Source organism: Candidatus Hydrogenedentota bacterium, from assembly GCA_016791475.1.
Taxonomy (GTDB): domain Bacteria; phylum Hydrogenedentota; class Hydrogenedentia; order Hydrogenedentales; family JAEUWI01; genus JAEUWI01.
Window position 1 is genome coordinate 20,702 of sequence record JAEUWI010000018.1, and the last position, 16,670, is coordinate 37,371.

12 protein-coding genes are annotated in these 16,670 nt (G+C 60.9%); 8 read left to right on the forward strand and 4 right to left on the reverse strand.

The window, feature by feature from the left end; all coding sequences use genetic code 11:
* Nucleotides 1–28: 28 nt before the first annotated feature.
* Complete coding sequence (locus JNK74_11505; GenBank protein ID MBL7646805.1) at nucleotides 29–2,188, forward strand: hypothetical protein; 2,160 nt, start codon at nucleotides 29–31, stop codon at nucleotides 2,186–2,188.
* Nucleotides 2,189–2,306: 118 nt separating this feature from the next.
* On the opposite strand, the gene carB is transcribed toward JNK74_11505, so the two are convergent.
* Together carB and greA are read right to left on the reverse strand one after the other, a co-directional pair.
* Nucleotides 2,307–5,546: a carbamoyl-phosphate synthase large subunit gene (gene carB, locus JNK74_11510; GenBank protein ID MBL7646806.1), complete on the reverse strand. Its 3,240-nt coding sequence runs from the start codon at nucleotides 5,544–5,546 to the stop codon at nucleotides 2,307–2,309.
* An 80-nt stretch (nucleotides 5,547–5,626) separates the two neighbouring features.
* Nucleotides 5,627–6,094 carry a transcription elongation factor GreA gene (gene greA, locus JNK74_11515; GenBank protein MBL7646807.1) on the reverse strand — a complete coding sequence of 156 codons (468 nt, stop codon included), beginning with the start codon at nucleotides 6,092–6,094 and terminating at the stop codon, nucleotides 5,627–5,629.
* Between the two features lie 321 nt (nucleotides 6,095–6,415).
* On the opposite strand from greA, the gene guaB reads away from it, so the two are divergent.
* The 6 genes from guaB (at nucleotide 6,416) to JNK74_11545 (ending at nucleotide 13,874) form a co-directional block, all read left to right on the forward strand.
* Nucleotides 6,416–7,888, forward strand: a complete 1,473-nt coding sequence (guaB, locus tag JNK74_11520) for an IMP dehydrogenase (protein ID MBL7646808.1) — start codon at nucleotides 6,416–6,418, stop codon at nucleotides 7,886–7,888.
* A 34-nt stretch (nucleotides 7,889–7,922) separates the two neighbouring features.
* Nucleotides 7,923–9,470 (forward strand): glutamine-hydrolyzing GMP synthase, encoded by a 1,548-nt coding sequence (guaA, locus tag JNK74_11525; protein MBL7646809.1) that lies wholly within the window; start codon nucleotides 7,923–7,925, stop codon nucleotides 9,468–9,470.
* Between the two features lie 99 nt (nucleotides 9,471–9,569).
* The gene (locus JNK74_11530; protein ID MBL7646810.1) at nucleotides 9,570–10,835 is read left to right on the forward strand and encodes a sulfatase; all 1,266 of its coding nucleotides are present in this window, start codon (nucleotides 9,570–9,572) and stop codon (nucleotides 10,833–10,835) included.
* A gap of 69 nt (nucleotides 10,836–10,904) precedes the next feature.
* Nucleotides 10,905–11,342, forward strand: a complete 438-nt coding sequence (locus JNK74_11535) for a group III truncated hemoglobin (protein MBL7646811.1) — start codon at nucleotides 10,905–10,907, stop codon at nucleotides 11,340–11,342.
* A gap of 99 nt (nucleotides 11,343–11,441) precedes the next feature.
* Nucleotides 11,442–12,740: a Gfo/Idh/MocA family oxidoreductase gene (locus tag JNK74_11540; GenBank protein ID MBL7646812.1), complete on the forward strand. Its 1,299-nt coding sequence runs from the start codon at nucleotides 11,442–11,444 to the stop codon at nucleotides 12,738–12,740.
* Between the two features lie 186 nt (nucleotides 12,741–12,926).
* On the forward strand, nucleotides 12,927–13,874 hold the full coding sequence (locus tag JNK74_11545; protein ID MBL7646813.1) for a tetratricopeptide repeat protein: 948 nt from the start codon (nucleotides 12,927–12,929) through the stop codon (nucleotides 13,872–13,874).
* Nucleotides 13,875–13,909: 35 nt separating this feature from the next.
* On the opposite strand, the gene JNK74_11550 is transcribed toward JNK74_11545, so the two are convergent.
* On the reverse strand, nucleotides 13,910–14,302 hold the full coding sequence (locus JNK74_11550) for a type II toxin-antitoxin system RelE/ParE family toxin (protein ID MBL7646814.1): 393 nt from the start codon (nucleotides 14,300–14,302) through the stop codon (nucleotides 13,910–13,912).
* The gene (locus JNK74_11555; protein ID MBL7646815.1) at nucleotides 14,280–14,552 is read right to left on the reverse strand and encodes a type II toxin-antitoxin system ParD family antitoxin; all 273 of its coding nucleotides are present in this window, start codon (nucleotides 14,550–14,552) and stop codon (nucleotides 14,280–14,282) included. Before JNK74_11555 ends, JNK74_11550 begins: the two co-directional genes overlap by 23 nt.
* 450 nt (nucleotides 14,553–15,002) lie before the next feature.
* Here JNK74_11555 and JNK74_11560 point away from each other — a divergent pair, with 450 nt between their 5' ends.
* A complete protein-coding gene (locus JNK74_11560; GenBank protein MBL7646816.1) occupies nucleotides 15,003–16,529 on the forward strand; it encodes a hypothetical protein in 1,527 nt (508 codons plus the stop codon).
* Nucleotides 16,530–16,670 lie beyond the last annotated feature (141 nt).

A 16,670-nucleotide genomic window follows, 5' to 3' on the forward strand; every position in this document is an offset into this window, starting at 1 on the left:
CGCCACCGAATCAACCAGAGAGGCTGACATGTTTCTGCGCACCACGCTGACTATTGCTGCAATTTGCCTGTTCGTTGCGACCGTCCCACCATCGGCCCGGGCTCAGATGCCCCTGGGCGAACCGGGCCTCTCTGCCGCCTATCACATCGGTGACCACCGAAAAGATGCCACTTCGGTGGTTGAGCATTTCGTCGTGACGTTGGGCCCCACCGACGCATGGAAGGGGGCGGAAGGGCAATGGCTCCAGTTGGAAGCCACAAAGAAGAATGGAGACCGGTTTTCGGTCTGGGCGCTGTGCCAGGGTCCCCCGACCAATTCACAGTACACCGTCTTCCGCTATCTCCTGCAGGAAGGAACGTCTGTTCCGGTCGAGTACCGTCACGCCGTGACTGAATTTGCCGTACTCCCCACGAACGGAGCACGGTCATTTCTCTTTCCGCTTGCCGCGCCCGATGTGGAGGCGGCGTGGCCCCTGCCAGCGGCGGTAACCTACCTGGGCCATCGATATGATCGTTCCGACGTCACGAATGGCCAGTTGCAACTGCCCGCAGAGCCCGTTGTTCGCCACCTCCGGCCCGACGTGCTCACGGGCGTTCCGCACAACACGCGCCAGGTGGATGAGACACGCCGCCACGATGGCTCGGATTACGAGTACGTCCCGCTGACCGAGGACGACTTCAAGACCATGATGGACGCGGGTCTCAACTGCTTCAGCGCGGACGCGGCGCAGGCGGAGTGGTTTGACAACGCCGGGGTATTCTATTGGGGCGGCGGCTCCGAAATGCCCTACCCTGAATGCCTCTACCGCCCGCTCTACATTGGACCAGCATTGTTCCTGGACGAGCCCTCCGTCCATGTGCGCGATTACGTCCTGCGGCCGCGCTTCAAGGAGGACGAGTCCCTGCGCCGGACCGTCACACCCCAGCTCGCCATGGCGGAGCTGGAAAAGCTGTACGCGGAAACCATCGCGAACGGCGCGCCGACACAATTCGTGAAGAGCCTGGCGGGCCGCCCTGATGTCGACCTCGGCACGATGAGTTTTGTCCAGCCGAACATCTACAGTTGGGAGACGATGGTAAGCTCCGCAGCCTACGAGTTGCTCTTTCATCCCGAAACACCCGACGCCATCGTCTTCGAACCACCGGGCCGACTGGGAACGCGCCGTACGCTGCCTGAGATGAACATGAGCTTCGGCTGCCAGATCCCGGTGACCGGCAGCGACCATTTCATCGATATCATCATCGGCTTCGTGCGGGGCGCGGCCCGCGTGAGCGGCAAGCAATGGGGCATCAGCACCTACGGCGGCGTGGACCGGACGGAATCCGCCGCCTTCATTTCCCGCGCCTACGAATGCGGCGCCACGCGGTTTTTCTACTGGGACAGCGCGATGACGGCCTGCGTGCCCTTCACCGAAGTGCTCGACCGCACCCGGCACCTCTCCGCCCTGGCAAAGGACTACCCGGATCGCGATCTGCCCCGTCTGCTCCGCGCCGCCGAGGTGGCCATCCTGCTGCCGCCCGGCTACAGCCTCGGCCATGTCCACATGGGCAAGGGGCCACTGTGGGGCTTGCCCGAACTTAACCTGGAGCGCGTCAATCGCGTAGGCAAGACCTACAGGACGGTCATGGGCAATTCCTTCACGGAAATCGAGCGCTGTATCCGCCAGGGCGTGGCCTTTGATCTGTTGTGGGATCTGCCACAGGTAAAGATCGAGGAGCAGGGTTATCGCGAAATCGTGCGCGTCCTGGAAGACGGCAAAGTCGAAGTCATGACCGGCGGCCAGACAACGATTCAGGATGGACCGCGAATCCCGGACAGGCCCGCTGGAGATGCGCCACAACTGGAAGTCACACTTGCTGCGACGAGCGATGCCGCGCCATGCTCCATCGCGGTGTCGGCGAAGGTACGGGAAGGCAGCGCACCGGTCTATTATGCCCCCCTGCCCGACAATAACGGCGTCCACCAGAAGCTGCAAGTGCTCTGGGAAGTCTACGGTCCGAATAAGGAAGACTATGCATTTCGCGGACCGGAGATCGACTTTGCGCCAGCCGCGATTGAGGGCAGCGGCGAGTTCAAGGCCGAGGCGACTCTGCATTTCACACAGCCGGGCAAGTATCGCCTGCGGGCTGTAACCACCGACCTTGCGGGGCGCTCTACGGTTGTTTGGAGGGAACTCGAGATACGCTGAGTTGAGTGTCCTTATCGATGTTTTCAGGCACCAGAAATAGGTCGGCCTGCGATGGCAAACCAAGTGCCACGCAGGCCGACCTCGTGTTTATTCGGATAGTGCACCCAAGTCGGGAATACTATTTCTTCCCCATCGCGTGATATTCCTGAAGCGAGATGACGGCGAGGTCGCCTTCTTTCAACGCGCGGATGGCCTGCACGGCGGCGCGGGCCGCGGCGAGGGTGGTCATGGTGGGGATATTGTTCTCCAGCGCCGTGCGGCGGATGGCCACTTCGTCGTGCTTGGAGGCCGCGCCCATCGGGGTGTTGATGATCCAGTCCACGCTCTTGTTGATGATCTGGTCCACGATATTTGGACGACCCTCGCCAACCTTAAACACTTCCTCCACTTCGATGCCGTCCTGGCGCAGGATGGCGGCGGTGCCGTCGGTGGCCAGGAACTTGAAGCCGAGGGCGGCGAGGTCTCTCCCAAGGGAACCGACTTTTTTCTTGTCTCGCTCGTTCAAGCTGATGAACACGGTTCCGCTCATGGGCACGGTGCTGCCGGCTGCAATCTGGCTCTTGGCGAAGGCGAGGCCCATGTTCTGGTCGATGCCCATCACCTCGCCGGTGCTGCGCATTTCCGGCCCGAGGAGAATGTCCACACCGGGGAATTTGATGAAGGGCAGCACCACTTCCTTGGCGGAGGTGTAGTTAGGTACCGGATCTTCGGTGAAGCCCAGCTCGGCGAGGGTTTTGCCCGCCATGACTTTGGCGGCTAGTTTCGCCAACGGCACACCAATGGCCTTGCTCACGAAGGGTACCGTGCGGCTCGCGCGCGGGTTCACTTCAAGCAGGAAGATGTCGTTGTCGCGGATGGCGAACTGGATGTTCATCAAACCGATAACGTTGAGCTCCAGCGCCAGGGCGCGGGTCTGCTGACGGACGCGCTCGATCAGCGCGGGATCCAGATCGTAGGGCGGCAAAATGCACGCGCTGTCGCCGCTGTGTACGCCCGCTTCTTCGATGTGCTGCATGATGCCCGCGACCACGACCGTGGTTCCGTCGGAGATGGCGTCCACATCCAGTTCCACCGCACTTTCCAGGAACTTGTCGATGAGGATCGGCGAATCGGGGGAGGCCTCCACCGCGAAGGTCATGTAGCGGCTGAGCGACTCCTGATCGTAGACGATTTCCATGGCGCGACCGCCCAGCACGTAGGAAGGCCGCACGACCACGGGATAGCCTATTTCGCCGGCGATCTCCGCCGCCTCTTCAAAGGACACGGCCGTCTGATTGGCCGGCTGAAGGAGGCCCAGCTTCTCCACCACGTCGCGGAAACGCTTGCGGTCTTCCGCCCGCGCGATGCTGTCGGGGGAGGTGCCGATGATGGGCGCGCCCGCGGCTTCCAGGCGCTCGGCAAGATTGAGCGGTGTCTGGCCGCCGTACTGCACGATAACGCCCTTGGGTTTCACGCGATCAATGATATTCATCACGTCTTCAAAGGTGACCGGTTCGAAGAAGAGGCTGTCCGACGTGTCATAGTCCGTGGAAACCGTCTCGGGATTGCAGTTGACCATGATGGTCTCGTAGCCATCTTCCTTCAAGGCGAAGGCGGCGTGGACGCAGCAATAGTCGAATTCAATACCCTGGCCAATGCGGTTGGGGCCGCCGCCGAGGATGATGATCCGCTCTTTGTCCGTGCCCATAAACTCGTCTTCGTCGCCATAGGAAGAGTAGTAGTAGGGCGTGTACGCTTCAAACTCCGCCGCGCAAGTATCCACCAGCCGATACACGGGCACAATGCCATGTTTCTTGCGCTTGGCGCGCACGGCGTCCGGCGATTTGCTCCAGAGCCGGGCGAGCTGATGATCGGAGAAGCCCATTTCCTTGGCTTTGCGCAGCACCGCCGGGTCGTCCGGATTGGCGGTTTCGATGGCCTTGTACTCGTCGACGATTTCCTTCATCTGCCGGACAAACCAGGGATCGATCCCCGTCGCCTGATAGATCTCCTCCACCGTCGCGTCCAGGCGCAGGGCCTCGGCCACATGGGCCATGCGATCCGGCGTCGGGCGGCGCATCGCGGTCAGCAGGGCCTTTTTCTCTTTTTCGCCGTCGGACTTGCCGGTCAACGATTTGAACGCGCCATCCCCCACGAAGCCGCTGCGGCCGATTTCGAGGCCGCGCAGTCCCTTCTGCAGGGATTCCTTGAACGTGCGGCCGATGGCCATGGTCTCGCCCACGCTCTTCATCTGCACGCTGAGGTTCGGTTCGGAGCCGGGGAATTTCTCGAAGGCCCAGCGCGGGATCTTGGTGACCACATAGTCGATGGTGGGCTCAAACGAGGCCGGTGTCTCGCGCGTGATATCGTTGCGGATCTCATCCAGTGAAAAGCCCACGGCCAGCTTGGCCGCGATCTTGGCGATGGGGAAACCCGTGGCCTTGGAGGCCAGCGCGGAACTGCGTGAAACGCGCGGATTCATTTCGATGACGATCATGCGGCCGGATTTCGGATCCACGGCAAACTGCACGTTGGAGCCGCCCGTATCCACGCCGATCTCTCGAATGATGGCCACGGCCGCATCGCGCATGGCCTGATACTCTTTGTCCGTGAGGGTCTGCGCCGGGGCCACCGTGATGCTGTCGCCCGTGTGCACGCCCATGGGGTCCACATTTTCAATGGAGCAGATGATCACCACGTTGTCGTTGAGGTCGCGCATGACCTCGAGCTCGTATTCTTTCCAGCCGATAATGGACTCTTCAATGAGCACCTCGGTAACCGGGCTCATTTCCAGGCCGTACTTCACCGCCGCCTCGAATTCGTCCTTGTTGAAGGCGAGGCCCGCGCCCGAACCGCCCATGGTGAAGGCGGGTCGAATCACGGCGGCATAGTTCACCTCCGCACCGAAATCACGGGCCTCTTCCAGCGTATGGACCACCTGACTGCGGGGCACGTCGAGGCCAATCTTGATCATGGCTTCTTTGAACTCGCCCCGATCTTCCGCCTTGCGGATGGCCGGGAGCTTCGCGCCGATGAGCTCGCAGTTATACTTTTCGAGAATGCCCCGTTCCGCAAGGCCCACCGCCAGATTCAGCGCCGTCTGACCGCCCACCGTGGGCAACAACGCGTCGGGTCGTTCGCGCTCGATGATTCGCTCCAGGAATTCCACCGTGAGGGGCTCGATGTAAACGCGATCCGCCGTTTCCGGGTCGGTCATGATCGTAGCCGGATTGCTGTTCGCGAGAACGACCGTGTAGCCCTCTTCCCGAAGGGCCTTGCACGCCTGGGTGCCGGAGTAGTCAAACTCGCAGGCCTGCCCGATGACAATCGGTCCGGATCCAATCAGCAATATTTTGTTAATGTCGGTTCTCTTGGGCATGGCACACCTGGACTACGTCGTAAAATTTTCGATCAAAATCAGCGTTGAGCTTGCAATACACCCGGACCGCGCCCGGTATCTCAGTAAGTTATGTCGAGCACCTTCAGCACGAGATCGCCCGCGGGCACCGTGGCCACGGCCTCTTCACCAACCGCCTTCCCCAGAATGGCGCGACCGACGGGGGAGGCGGTCGAGATCCGGCCGTTCGCCATATCCGCCTCCACGGGGCTCACGAGCTGGTAGGAAATCTCTTTTTTGGTCTTCGTGTTCAGCACCCGGACCGTCGCGCCCATATAGGCCCGGCTGGTGTCAATGTCCTGCTCCTCCAGCACTTCGGCGCGGGCGATCTTGTCTTCCACATCCTTGATTTTGGCGTGGAGCATGGCCTGCTCCTCCTTGGCGGAGTGGTATTCGGCGTTTTCCTTCAAGTCCCCCAGCGAACGCGCGTGCTCGATGGCATTGGCCACCGTCATGCGGCGCGTGTTCATCTCCTTCAGTTCCTGTTTCAGCTTTTCCAGACCATCTCTGGAAACGTACAGTTTTTCCATTGTGAATCTATCCGAGGGTTTTGCTTGGCTTCGTGCAAGGCGGCAAACGCGCGGCCCGGGCGCGGGCAGCCAGGGCCCGGGCAACTGCATCCATGTAAACCGGTGAAGTATATCAGAATAGCGTCGGGCCTTTAAACCGGGTGGGGGCCGAACCTCGGCCGGGCGCTCCCGGCGCCACGGCGGTCCCGCCGTGCACCCGAAGTCCCGCGAAACTCCCGAAATTTGAACGGGCAACTCAGAATACCTATAATATTGCACCCGGAGCACCCATTGGCTTCGGGCTGGGGCATGACGGCATGCAACAACCCCCTGGAAGTCACCATGAGCAACCATCCTCGTATATCCAAAGGCCTTTCCTTCGACGATGTTCTCCTGCGGCCGGCCCGCTCCAATGTCCTTCCACGCGACGTCAAGCTTCAGACCCGGCTCACGCGCAAGATTTCGCTCAATATTCCCCTCATGTCCGCCGCGATGGACACCGTCACCGAGGCGCGCCTGGCCATCGCCATCGCCCAGGAAGGCGGAATAGGGATTATCCACAAGAATCTCAGCATAGACGATCACGCCGAGGAAGTGGACAAGGTCAAGCGATCGCAGTCGGGCACCATTACCGATCCCTTCACCCTGAAGCCCGATGACAAGCTCCAGGACGCCGAGAATCTCATGGCGCGCTACCACATCTCCGGCGTGCCCATCACGGACGGTTTCGGCCACCTGGTGGGTATCCTGACCAACCGCGATCTCCGCTTCGAGCAGGATTATTCCCGGCCCATTTCGAGTTCCATGACGCCCAAGGACAAGCTGGTAACCCTGGCGCCCGGCGCAAGCCATGAAGAGGCGATTCAGCTTCTCCACAAGCACCGTATCGAGAAGCTGCCCATCGTGGACGCCGACGGCAAGCTCAAGGGCCTCCTGACCATCAAGGACATCAAGAAGGCCAAGGACTTCCCGAACCGCTGCACCGACGCCGTTGGCCGCCTCCGCGTGGGCGCGGCGCTGGGCGTGGGCCCCGGCGAGAAAGATCGCGCCCAGGCCCTGATCGACGTGGGGGTGGACGTGCTGGTCATCGACAGTGCCCATGGCCATTCCGAAATGGTGTTGAAGACCGTCAGCATGATGAAGAACACCTTTCCCGACACCGATTTCATCGCGGGCAATATCGTTACGGCGGAAGCCGCCCGCGATCTCATCTCCGCGGGCGCCGACGCCGTTAAAGTGGGTGTGGGCCCCGGCTCCATCTGCACCACCCGCGTCGTCGCGGGGGTGGGCGTGCCCCAGCTCACGGCCATCATGGATGTGGCCGATGTCTGTCGCGAAGCGGGCATACCGGTGATTGCCGACGGCGGCATCAAGTACAGTGGCGACATCGCCAAGGCCATCGCCGGCGGTGCCGACACCGCCATGATTGGCGGGCTCTTCGCGGGCACCGAGGAAAGTCCCGGGGAAACGCTGCTTTTCGAGGGCCGCACCTTCAAGGTGGTACGCGGCATGGGTTCGATCAAGGCCATGCAGAAAGGCAGCAAGACCCGCTACATGCAGTTTGACGCCGAGCCCCAGAAGCTTGTGCCCGAGGGCATCGAAGCCCGCGTCCCCTATCGCGGCGCCTTGGCCGACTACGTGCACCAGCTCGTCGGTGGCCTCCGCGCCTCCATGGGTTACTGCGGCTGCGTCGATATCGCCGCCATGCAGACCAACACCACCTTTATCGAAATCACCTCGGCGGGCCTGCGCGAAAGCCACCCCCACGACGTCACGATCACGGAAGACGCCCCCAACTATCAGGTCTCCCGCTGATCGGCGCGCGAATGCGCCGGATAAGGAATTAGCCATGCAGGGAATCGGAAAGCCCATCGTCGTGCTCGACTTTGGCGCGCAGTACAGCAAACTCATCGCGCGGCGCGTCCGCGAGGCCAACGTTTACAGCCTGATCATGCCCTTCAACATGCCGCTGGCCGATATCAAGGCTGCGGATCCCGCCGGCATCATCTTCAGCGGCGGTCCCGCCAGCGTCCACGCCCCCGGCGCGCCCAAGCCCGACCCCGGTGTGTTCGATCTCGGTGTACCCATCCTGGGCATTTGCTATGGCGTGCAGTTACTCGCCGATATGCTCGGCGGCAAAGTGGAGCGGGCCAACGAACGTGAATACGGCATCGCCCACCTGAACCACGACGACGCCACGGGCTTCCTGGCCAATATCAATAACCATACCCAGGTGTGGATGAGCCACGGGGACAAGATCACCCAGTTGCCGGATTCCTTCAAGACGATTGGCCGCACCGAGAATTCACCCTATGCCGCCATCGCCGATGTGGAGAACAAGCGCTACGGCGTCCAGTTCCACCCGGAGGTCGTGCACACGCCCCAGGGCGCCCAGATGCTCTCGAACTTCGTGCACAACATCTGCGGATGCGGCGCAAGCTGGGATATGGGCTCATTCGTCGATCTCGCACTCGAGCAAATCCGCGAGCAGGTCGGCGATCGCAAGGTTCTCTGCGGCCTCAGCGGCGGTGTGGACTCGAGCGTGGCCGCCGCCCTCATTCACAAGGCCATCGGCGACAACCTCACTTGTGTCTTTGTAAACAACGGTCTCCTCCGCAAGGGCGAGGCCGAGATGGTGCAGCACGTTTTCCGCGATAACTTCCACATCAATCTGGTCTACGCGGACGCGTCGGATCGCTTCATCGACGCCCTCGCCGGCATCGAGGATCCCGAGCGCAAACGCAAGATCATCGGCAACCTGTTCGTGGAAGTATTCGAGGAAGAGGCCACGCGGGCGGGGCACATGGACTTCCTCGCCCAGGGGACACTCTACCCCGACGTGATTGAGTCCGTCTCCGCGACCGGTGGCCCCTCCGTCACCATCAAGAGCCACCATAACGTGGGCGGTCTCCCCGAAAAGATGAACATGCAGCTCCTCGAGCCCCTGCGCGAACTCTTTAAGGACGAAGTGCGCGAACTGGGCCGTGAGTTGGGCCTCCCCGAAGAAATTGTCGGTCGACATCCCTTCCCCGGCCCCGGCCTGGGGGTGCGCTGCATCGGCGCCATCACCCGCGAGCGCCTTGCCACACTCCGCGAGGCCGACGCCATCTTTATCGACGAAATCCGCAAGGCGGGGATTTACGACGCCATCTGGCAAGCTCTGGTGTGCCTGCTGCCCGTCCGCAGCGTGGGCGTGCAGGGCGACGAACGCACCTATGAAGAAGTGTGCAGCCTTCGCGCTGTCACCTCGGAAGACGCCATGACCGCCGACTGGTTCCGCTTTCCCCCCGAAGTGCTCCAGCGCGCCAGCAATCGGATCTGCAACGAGGTGAAGCACATCAATCGCGTGCTCTACGATGTGACCTCCAAGCCCCCGGGCACGATCGAGTGGGAATAGTACAAACGTTGACCAGGTAGTCGAAATGGGTCTTTGGGGTCCTGTGAAAAACTGGCGCCATACGACCCATACGACCCATACGACCCATTGGTGTGTGCCATGAACCTCATAGTACTTCCCCTGCTGCTCAGCAGCCTCGCGGCCCCCAATGTGGTCCTGATCACCGTGGACACGCTCCGCGCCGATCACCTCGGTGCCTACGGTTTCGAGCGCAACACAACGCCCAACCTGGATCGTCTCGCGGCGAAGTCCCTCCTCTTTGAAGACATGCTCTGCGAACAGCCCCAGACTGGGCCATCCCTCATCGCCATGCACGCCTCCCGCCTGCCCCGCGTCACGGGCGCGATTCGCAACGGGGTTCCCATGCCCGACGGTACGCCCACGACCGCCATGATCTTCGCCACGGCGGGCTATGAGACGGCCGCGATTGTCAGCAATTGGAATCTCAAGCCCAAGCTGTCCAATCTGCAACAGGGCTTCGCGCACTACGACGCCGATTTCGGCACGGGTCGCTTTGGCAAGGAGCGCCACGAAATGACGGCGGATGTCGTCACCAACCGGGCCTTGGCCTGGCTGGCCGCACGGGATTCCGCCAGGCCGATGTTTTTCTGGGTCCACTACATGGATCCACATGCGCCTTATCTAAGCAAGCGTGGCTTCGCCGATCAGCTCGGCCAAAACGACGGGAAGAAACGCGTCGATCCGCCGGAGGAGCGCTATCAGACCGAAGTGGCCTTTGTAGACCAGCAGATCCAGCGTCTCCTCGATGCCCTGCCAAAGGAGGATACCTACATCGTCTTTACGGCGGACCACGGCGAGGGACTGGGGGAGCACGGAGAATGGGGTCACTCGCGGTATCTCTACCAGACCACGATGCACGTTCCCCTCCTTATTCACGGACCCGGCATCGAGGCGGGTCGCAGCAAGGCCCCCGTTCGCGGTGTCGATATCGCCCCCACCCTCCTCAATTTCGCAGGCATAGCGCCGCCCGCCAGCATGATAGGCGTGGACCTGCGTCGGCATCCGCCCGAAAGCGATACGCCGCGAATTGTTGAAACGTATGGCGGTGAGGTTCCGAGGGACGAAAAGGTACGCGAAACCCTCGCCACGCGCCCGCCCCAACGCCAAAGCATCATCCTGAGCGGCTGGAAGCTCATCGCCAATGGAGATGGCCAAATCGAGCTGTACAACCTCGCGGAGGATCCCGGGGAAGAGCGCAACCTTGCAGCCGACTTCCCCGAAAAGCGCGACGCCCTGCTCCAGCAACTCAACGCCTGGCACGAGCAGACGCCCCGCAACCAGTCCACCGCGAAGGACCTTTCCGAGGCGGATTTGCAGCGGCTGGAAGCCAATGGTTACCTCTGACAACGCCAGGGCTTGCGCAATGGGGGAATAAGATATATAATATATACATCTTAAATGGAGCCGGAATCTATGACCCCATTGCAGGACAGCGCCCAACCCGCCCGCCGCGATATCGAGTCGCCGGAAGACATTATCCATATCGTGGACTCCTTTTACGCGATAGCGATCACCGATTCCATCATTGGCCACTTCTTCACGGAAGTGATCCAGATTAATCTCGAGGAGCACCTGCCCCGGCTCTACCGGTTCTGGTGCGCCATCATCCTGGGAATGCCGAGTTATCGGGAAAACGCCTTCATGCCCCATATCCTGCTGCACCAGAAGAGCCCGATGGAGCCCCACCACTTCGAACGGTGGCTCGCGCTGTTTTCAGGCACGATCGACAGCCGCTTCGAGGGTCCCAGGGCCTCGCTCGCCAAGAAACGGGCCGAGGACATTGCAACGGCCATGGCGGCCAAGCTCGCCCACCTCGACAGCGCCGCCGCCGTCTCCACCCAGTCGAATTAGGGACCGGCCCCGCGCCTTGAAAAGTCCCCGTGGGACCGCTACACTGCCCTTCAGACCACCCACCCCTTTTGACAACCGGGAACCTGTGAGGCCGAACCCATGACCGCGAAGAAAACGATTTCACGCCGCCACTTTCTCAAAGGCGCGGCGGCAGCCACCGCCGCCCCCCTCTTCCTCCCCGCCTGTACCACCACGGGACGGGGACGACCCGGGGCCAATGACAAGATCAATGTCGTCGCCGTGGGCGTGGGCTGGCAGGGCACGAGCAACATGGAAGGCTTTCTGGGCAACAACAATTGCCGCGTGATTGCCGTCTGCGATGTGGACCGGCAGCACCTCCTTGCCGCGCAGAACATGGTGAACACGGCCTACGGCAGCCAGGACTGCAAGGCGTACAAGAATTTTGAAGAGCTCTACGAGCAAGAGGATATAGACGCCGTCAGTATCGCGCTGCCGGATCACTGGCACGCCATCCCCGCCATCGCCGCGGCGAAGAAGGGCTTCGACATCTATGGAGAGAAGCCCCTCTCCCACACCTGGGCCGAAGGCCGCGCCATGGTGGACGCCGTCGAGAAGAACAACTGCATCTGGCAGACCGGAAGCTGGCAGCGCTCCGTGGAGAACTTCCGCCACGCCTGCGAACTCGTGCGCAACGGCTACATCGGCAAGGTGACCCGCGTCGAAGTGGGCCTCTACGACGGTTACACCGATTACGCCAAGACGGGCGACCAGACCGCCTTTGTCCAGCCGCCCGACTACTTCGACTACGACCGCTGGCTCGGGCCGGCGCAGGTCGCGCCCTATTGCCCTGCACGCACCCACAAAAACTGGCGGTGGATCATGGCCTACGGCGGCGGGCGGATCATGGACTGGTGCGGACATCACGTGGACATCGCCCATTGGGGCATGAACTGCGATCACACCGGCCCCATCAGTGTCGAGGGCACGGGCATCATCCCCGACAAGAAGAGCCTGTGGAACGCGCCGACGGAGTACGACTGCACCGCGATCTACGCCAACGGCGTGGAAATGAACATCAGCAGCAAACACCCCGGCGGCACAAAGTGGATCGGTGACAACGGCTGGATCTTCGTCACCCGCGGCGAGACCACCGCCAGCAATCCCGCCCTGGTCGATCAGAAAATCGGCGACAACGAAGTCCACCTCTACGAAAGCCGAAACCACATCGCCAACTTCCTCGACTGCATCCGCACGCGGCAGGAGACCATCACCCCGGCCGAAACCGCCCACCGATCCGCCACCGTCGGCCACCTGTGCAACGTGGCTATCTACAGCGGCCGAAAGATCCAGTGGAACCCGGATACGGAGCGGATCATCGGCGATGCCGATGCGAGCAAAATGCTGTATCCGGAGTATCGGAAGCCCTGGGTGTTGTAGGGGGCATACCTCGAACTAAATTCAGCCTGTCGGCAACGTCCCCGTCGCCGACAGGCAGATTAAAACTAACACGAGTGAGCTATTCGTCGATAAAAATGTTTGTGGGGCATCCTTATGACAGAACGTACTCTGACGACGGAAGTTCAAGTTCTAAGTGCTGGCGGCTCCCGAGCCCCCGGCGCAGCCATGCTGGAGCTTCGCGGCAACGCACTCGTGGTCCACTATGCCCGAAAATATCGACTGGTCACTTGTTGCTTTTCCATGACGGGGGCCACCCGGGAGCTTCGCCCTTCTTACCACTTTCAGATGTTGTGGTACGGACTCACTGCGGCGCTATTCACTCTCGTCTCCTTCGGCCCTCTGTCCGCCCGTTTCGGGTTGGACATCGGTTCCCCCGCACTACTTTTTCTGATCGAGTTCTCCACGGTTGCCACTGGACTATGGTGCCTGGTTCACTGCTTCCCAACCTCAGCCATTGAGTTCCGATTCAACACCGAAGACGGCGTCTTCAGCTTGACTATCAAAGACGACCGAGCACAGAACCCTTCACTGGCGTCCATAACTGAACACTTCCGTCCTTTCGAACTACAATACCACCAGTACGAATTTGGCTCCTCGGTTCACTTTTTTTCAGAACGTGGCTATTCCGTGCCATTCTCGCAACAATTTGATCAGGTGCTCGGCTACTTGTTGATGCTTCTCAGCCCCTTGGTTCCTGTTATGCAGGGATTATTCATCCAACACCGTGCCCCAAAACTCGCCATCTTCTGTTTTTGTTTCGCCCCGGTTTTCGCGATCGGCATGTTCAATCTCATCCGAAGGCCCCGAGTTGATTCAAAGCCTCAACCATGTCCAAATGAGCTCCGCACCAATCGGAAAGCACTGAGACTACTCGCCCATGGAGATACCGTCACCGCAATCAACACCCTTGTTGCCTTTCTTCATGAAAGCTCTGATGCCACTCACGCGCGCAAGCTCCTGGCGCAGATCTATGTCATCCATGCAGATAACGACGACGCCCTGGCCCTGTTTCAGCCACTCCCCGACTCAGCTCCCGACACGATGGCGGAATTCGTCGAAAAGCTCGAGTGCTTCAAATCGATGACCAAGGCGGAGATGTCTACAATCAATTGAACTTCACTGCTTGCTTCAACTCACCGGATATCCCCTTATTCCGCCTCATCGTGCCCGAAGGCCTCCGGCCCATCACGATGCTCCGGTGGGATATGCCGTTCCATGACCATGGAGTCATGCAACACTCGGCTGACGCCAATGCCATGCTCCATGAGCTCCACGTATATGACAACGTGCGGGGAACTCTTCACGCCGGAACCGCTACGGTTCCGACTTAACTCTACCCGGTAGCTGCGAAAGCCGTCACCCAAGTCAGGGCGTGCCTTGCTGTAAGGACGGTTCGGATCCTCTTCAATATCCGCGAAGGCCTGCCCAAGAAGCACTTCGTATCGTTCCGCCTGACGCGCGCCGAAGAACGCCACGGTATACTGGCGGATATCGGCCAGATCCTCCAGCGCCGCGTCACTAAACCTGAGGCGCTTGGACATCGAGCGCCGCCCCAACCGCTCTGGCCGCTACGCGGCGCTTTACCTCGTCGAAGACTAAACTCATCTCCTCGGGCCGATTAATCTCCACATATCGCCCGGCCTCCAGATCATCCATCCCCTTCTTCACCTCCGCCCGGAGACGTTCCAGTGCAAGGCGCTCTTCCTCCTCCCGCTGCTCCAAGAGACGCAACCCAGCCTCGACGACCTCGTTCGCGTCTTTATAGCGTCCTTCCGACACACATCGGCGCACGAACTCGGAATCGTGCTCAGATAATTCTAGTTGTTGCGTTGCCACGGCTGCTCGCTCCTATAGTTCTTACCCCGCGTATTTCAGCATCCCACAGTGGTTCGACGTCTGTCAATAGCTTCCAGCAAACTGAACCAACATTGCCCGCCAACGTGGGTTGGGCTTCCAGCCTGACCTGGAATCTACTGCGAACGAGAGCGCCTTTCGCCTATCTTTTTTGCCCAGGGTCGCAAGTAGCAGGTAGCTCAAATGGTACGCGGCAATGGTGAGGTCAGGCTGGAAGCCCAACCCACGTTGACGCGCCCCTTAGTTTCCTGTCAACTCCACGTCGCATCAGATTGGCGGTCATTGTCAGCCGCCGCAACGTCCCAATCCCCATTCGCTTTTTCCACCTCATAAACGTTAGAGTCGTGGCATGATTTTGTCACCCCAACGCCCATGCGAGACTCGACCATGAAATTCACCCGATTCCACTTTCTCTCTTCCCTGGCGGGATTCGCCTTTTCCCCCCTGCTGCCCCGGGTGGCCGCGGGCGCGGCCCCAGGCAAGAGCGAGGCCCCGAACTTGATAGAGACCGAGAACGCCCTGCCCGGTGCGACGGACTGGCAGCTCACGCGCGTGCGCGCGGATGACGGCGGCTTCCGTTCGCCCTGGATTGAAGGGTATTGCTCCAAGCAGAGCCTGGAAGCAGGCGACACCCTCGACATCATGGTCTCCACCAATCCCCCCCAGCCTTTCAAACTTGAGATCTTCCGCACGGGCTACTACGGCGGTCGGGGCGCACGGCTTGTTAAGGAATTGGGGCCCTTTGAGGGCGTCTTGCAGCCGGACCCCGTAAAGGGCGAAAAGAATCTCCACGAGTGCCAGTGGACCAGCACCACGCAATTGACCATTCCCCAGGACTGGCTCAGCGGCGTCTACCTGGGCCGCCTCACCACCTTGCCCGGCAGCGATGACCTGCCCTACTGGCAGAGTTATGTCGTCTTCATCGTGCGGGACAATCGCCCTGCGGATATTCTCTTTCAGGTTTCCGACAACACCTGGCAGGCTTACAACCGCTGGCCGAGCAACTACTCCATCTACACCCACCCCAAGGGGGGACAGGGTCCCTGGGCCGACGTGAGCTTTGACCGGCCCTACGGCCGCGAATCCCAGTTCAACGCCATCGTGAACGATCCCCTGACGATGGGTTCGGGCGAGTACCTTCCCTTTGAGTTTCCCCTGGCCTACTGGCTGGAACAGCAGGGTTACGACGTTGCCTATTGCTCGAACAGCGACATGCTCACGCCCGATCGGGGTCTGAAGTGCAAGTCCTTCCTCAGCGTGGGCCACGACGAATACTGGGACATCCGCCAGTTCAACAGCGTGGTGAAGATGCGCGATGAGGGCGTGAATCTCCTCTTTCTCTCGGGCAATGCCGTCTGCTGGGTAACACCCTTTCGCGACAGCGGCGACGGACGACCCAACCGCATCATCTTCCGCGGGGGGCCCTATGGCGGGGAAAACTATTACGCCACCGGACGCCAGCGCGACCACGGCCCCTTCCCCGAGCACGGTCCCGACGAGGGCCTGCTTATGGGCGCCCGCAATGTGGAGCCGGTCAACGGCGGCGGCGACTGGATCATCGAAAAGCCGGAACACTGGATTTTTGAAGGCACCGGCGTGAAGAAGGGCGACCGCATCCCCGGCCTCATCGGGTGGGAATACCACGGCATGCCCGCCGACATTCCCGGATTGGAAGTCGTCGCGGGTGGCACGGCTTTTGTCAGCGGCGAAACGCCCCAGCAGTGGGCCGCCACCATCTACCCCGGCCCCCGAGACAACTACGTGTTCAACGCCTCCACGATCTTCTGGTCGCAGGCCCTCAGCTCGCCCCCCGGACACACCCTGCCCTGGTCGCACTGGAGCAGGCCCCATGGCCCGGACGAGCGCGTGCAGCGGATCATGGAAAATCTGTTGAAGCGTGCAATCAAAGGCTGATAGCGGCGTAACCCGATTGAGTTCATTCCGGGTGCCACCTTCAAGCAGAGGAGCGAAGCGGGGGCGCTTGTGGGTGAAGCGGCCCCGATTTGAAGTGAAAAATCCGCATTGTCGATGCCGATCATAGGGTTGATTCGTCCG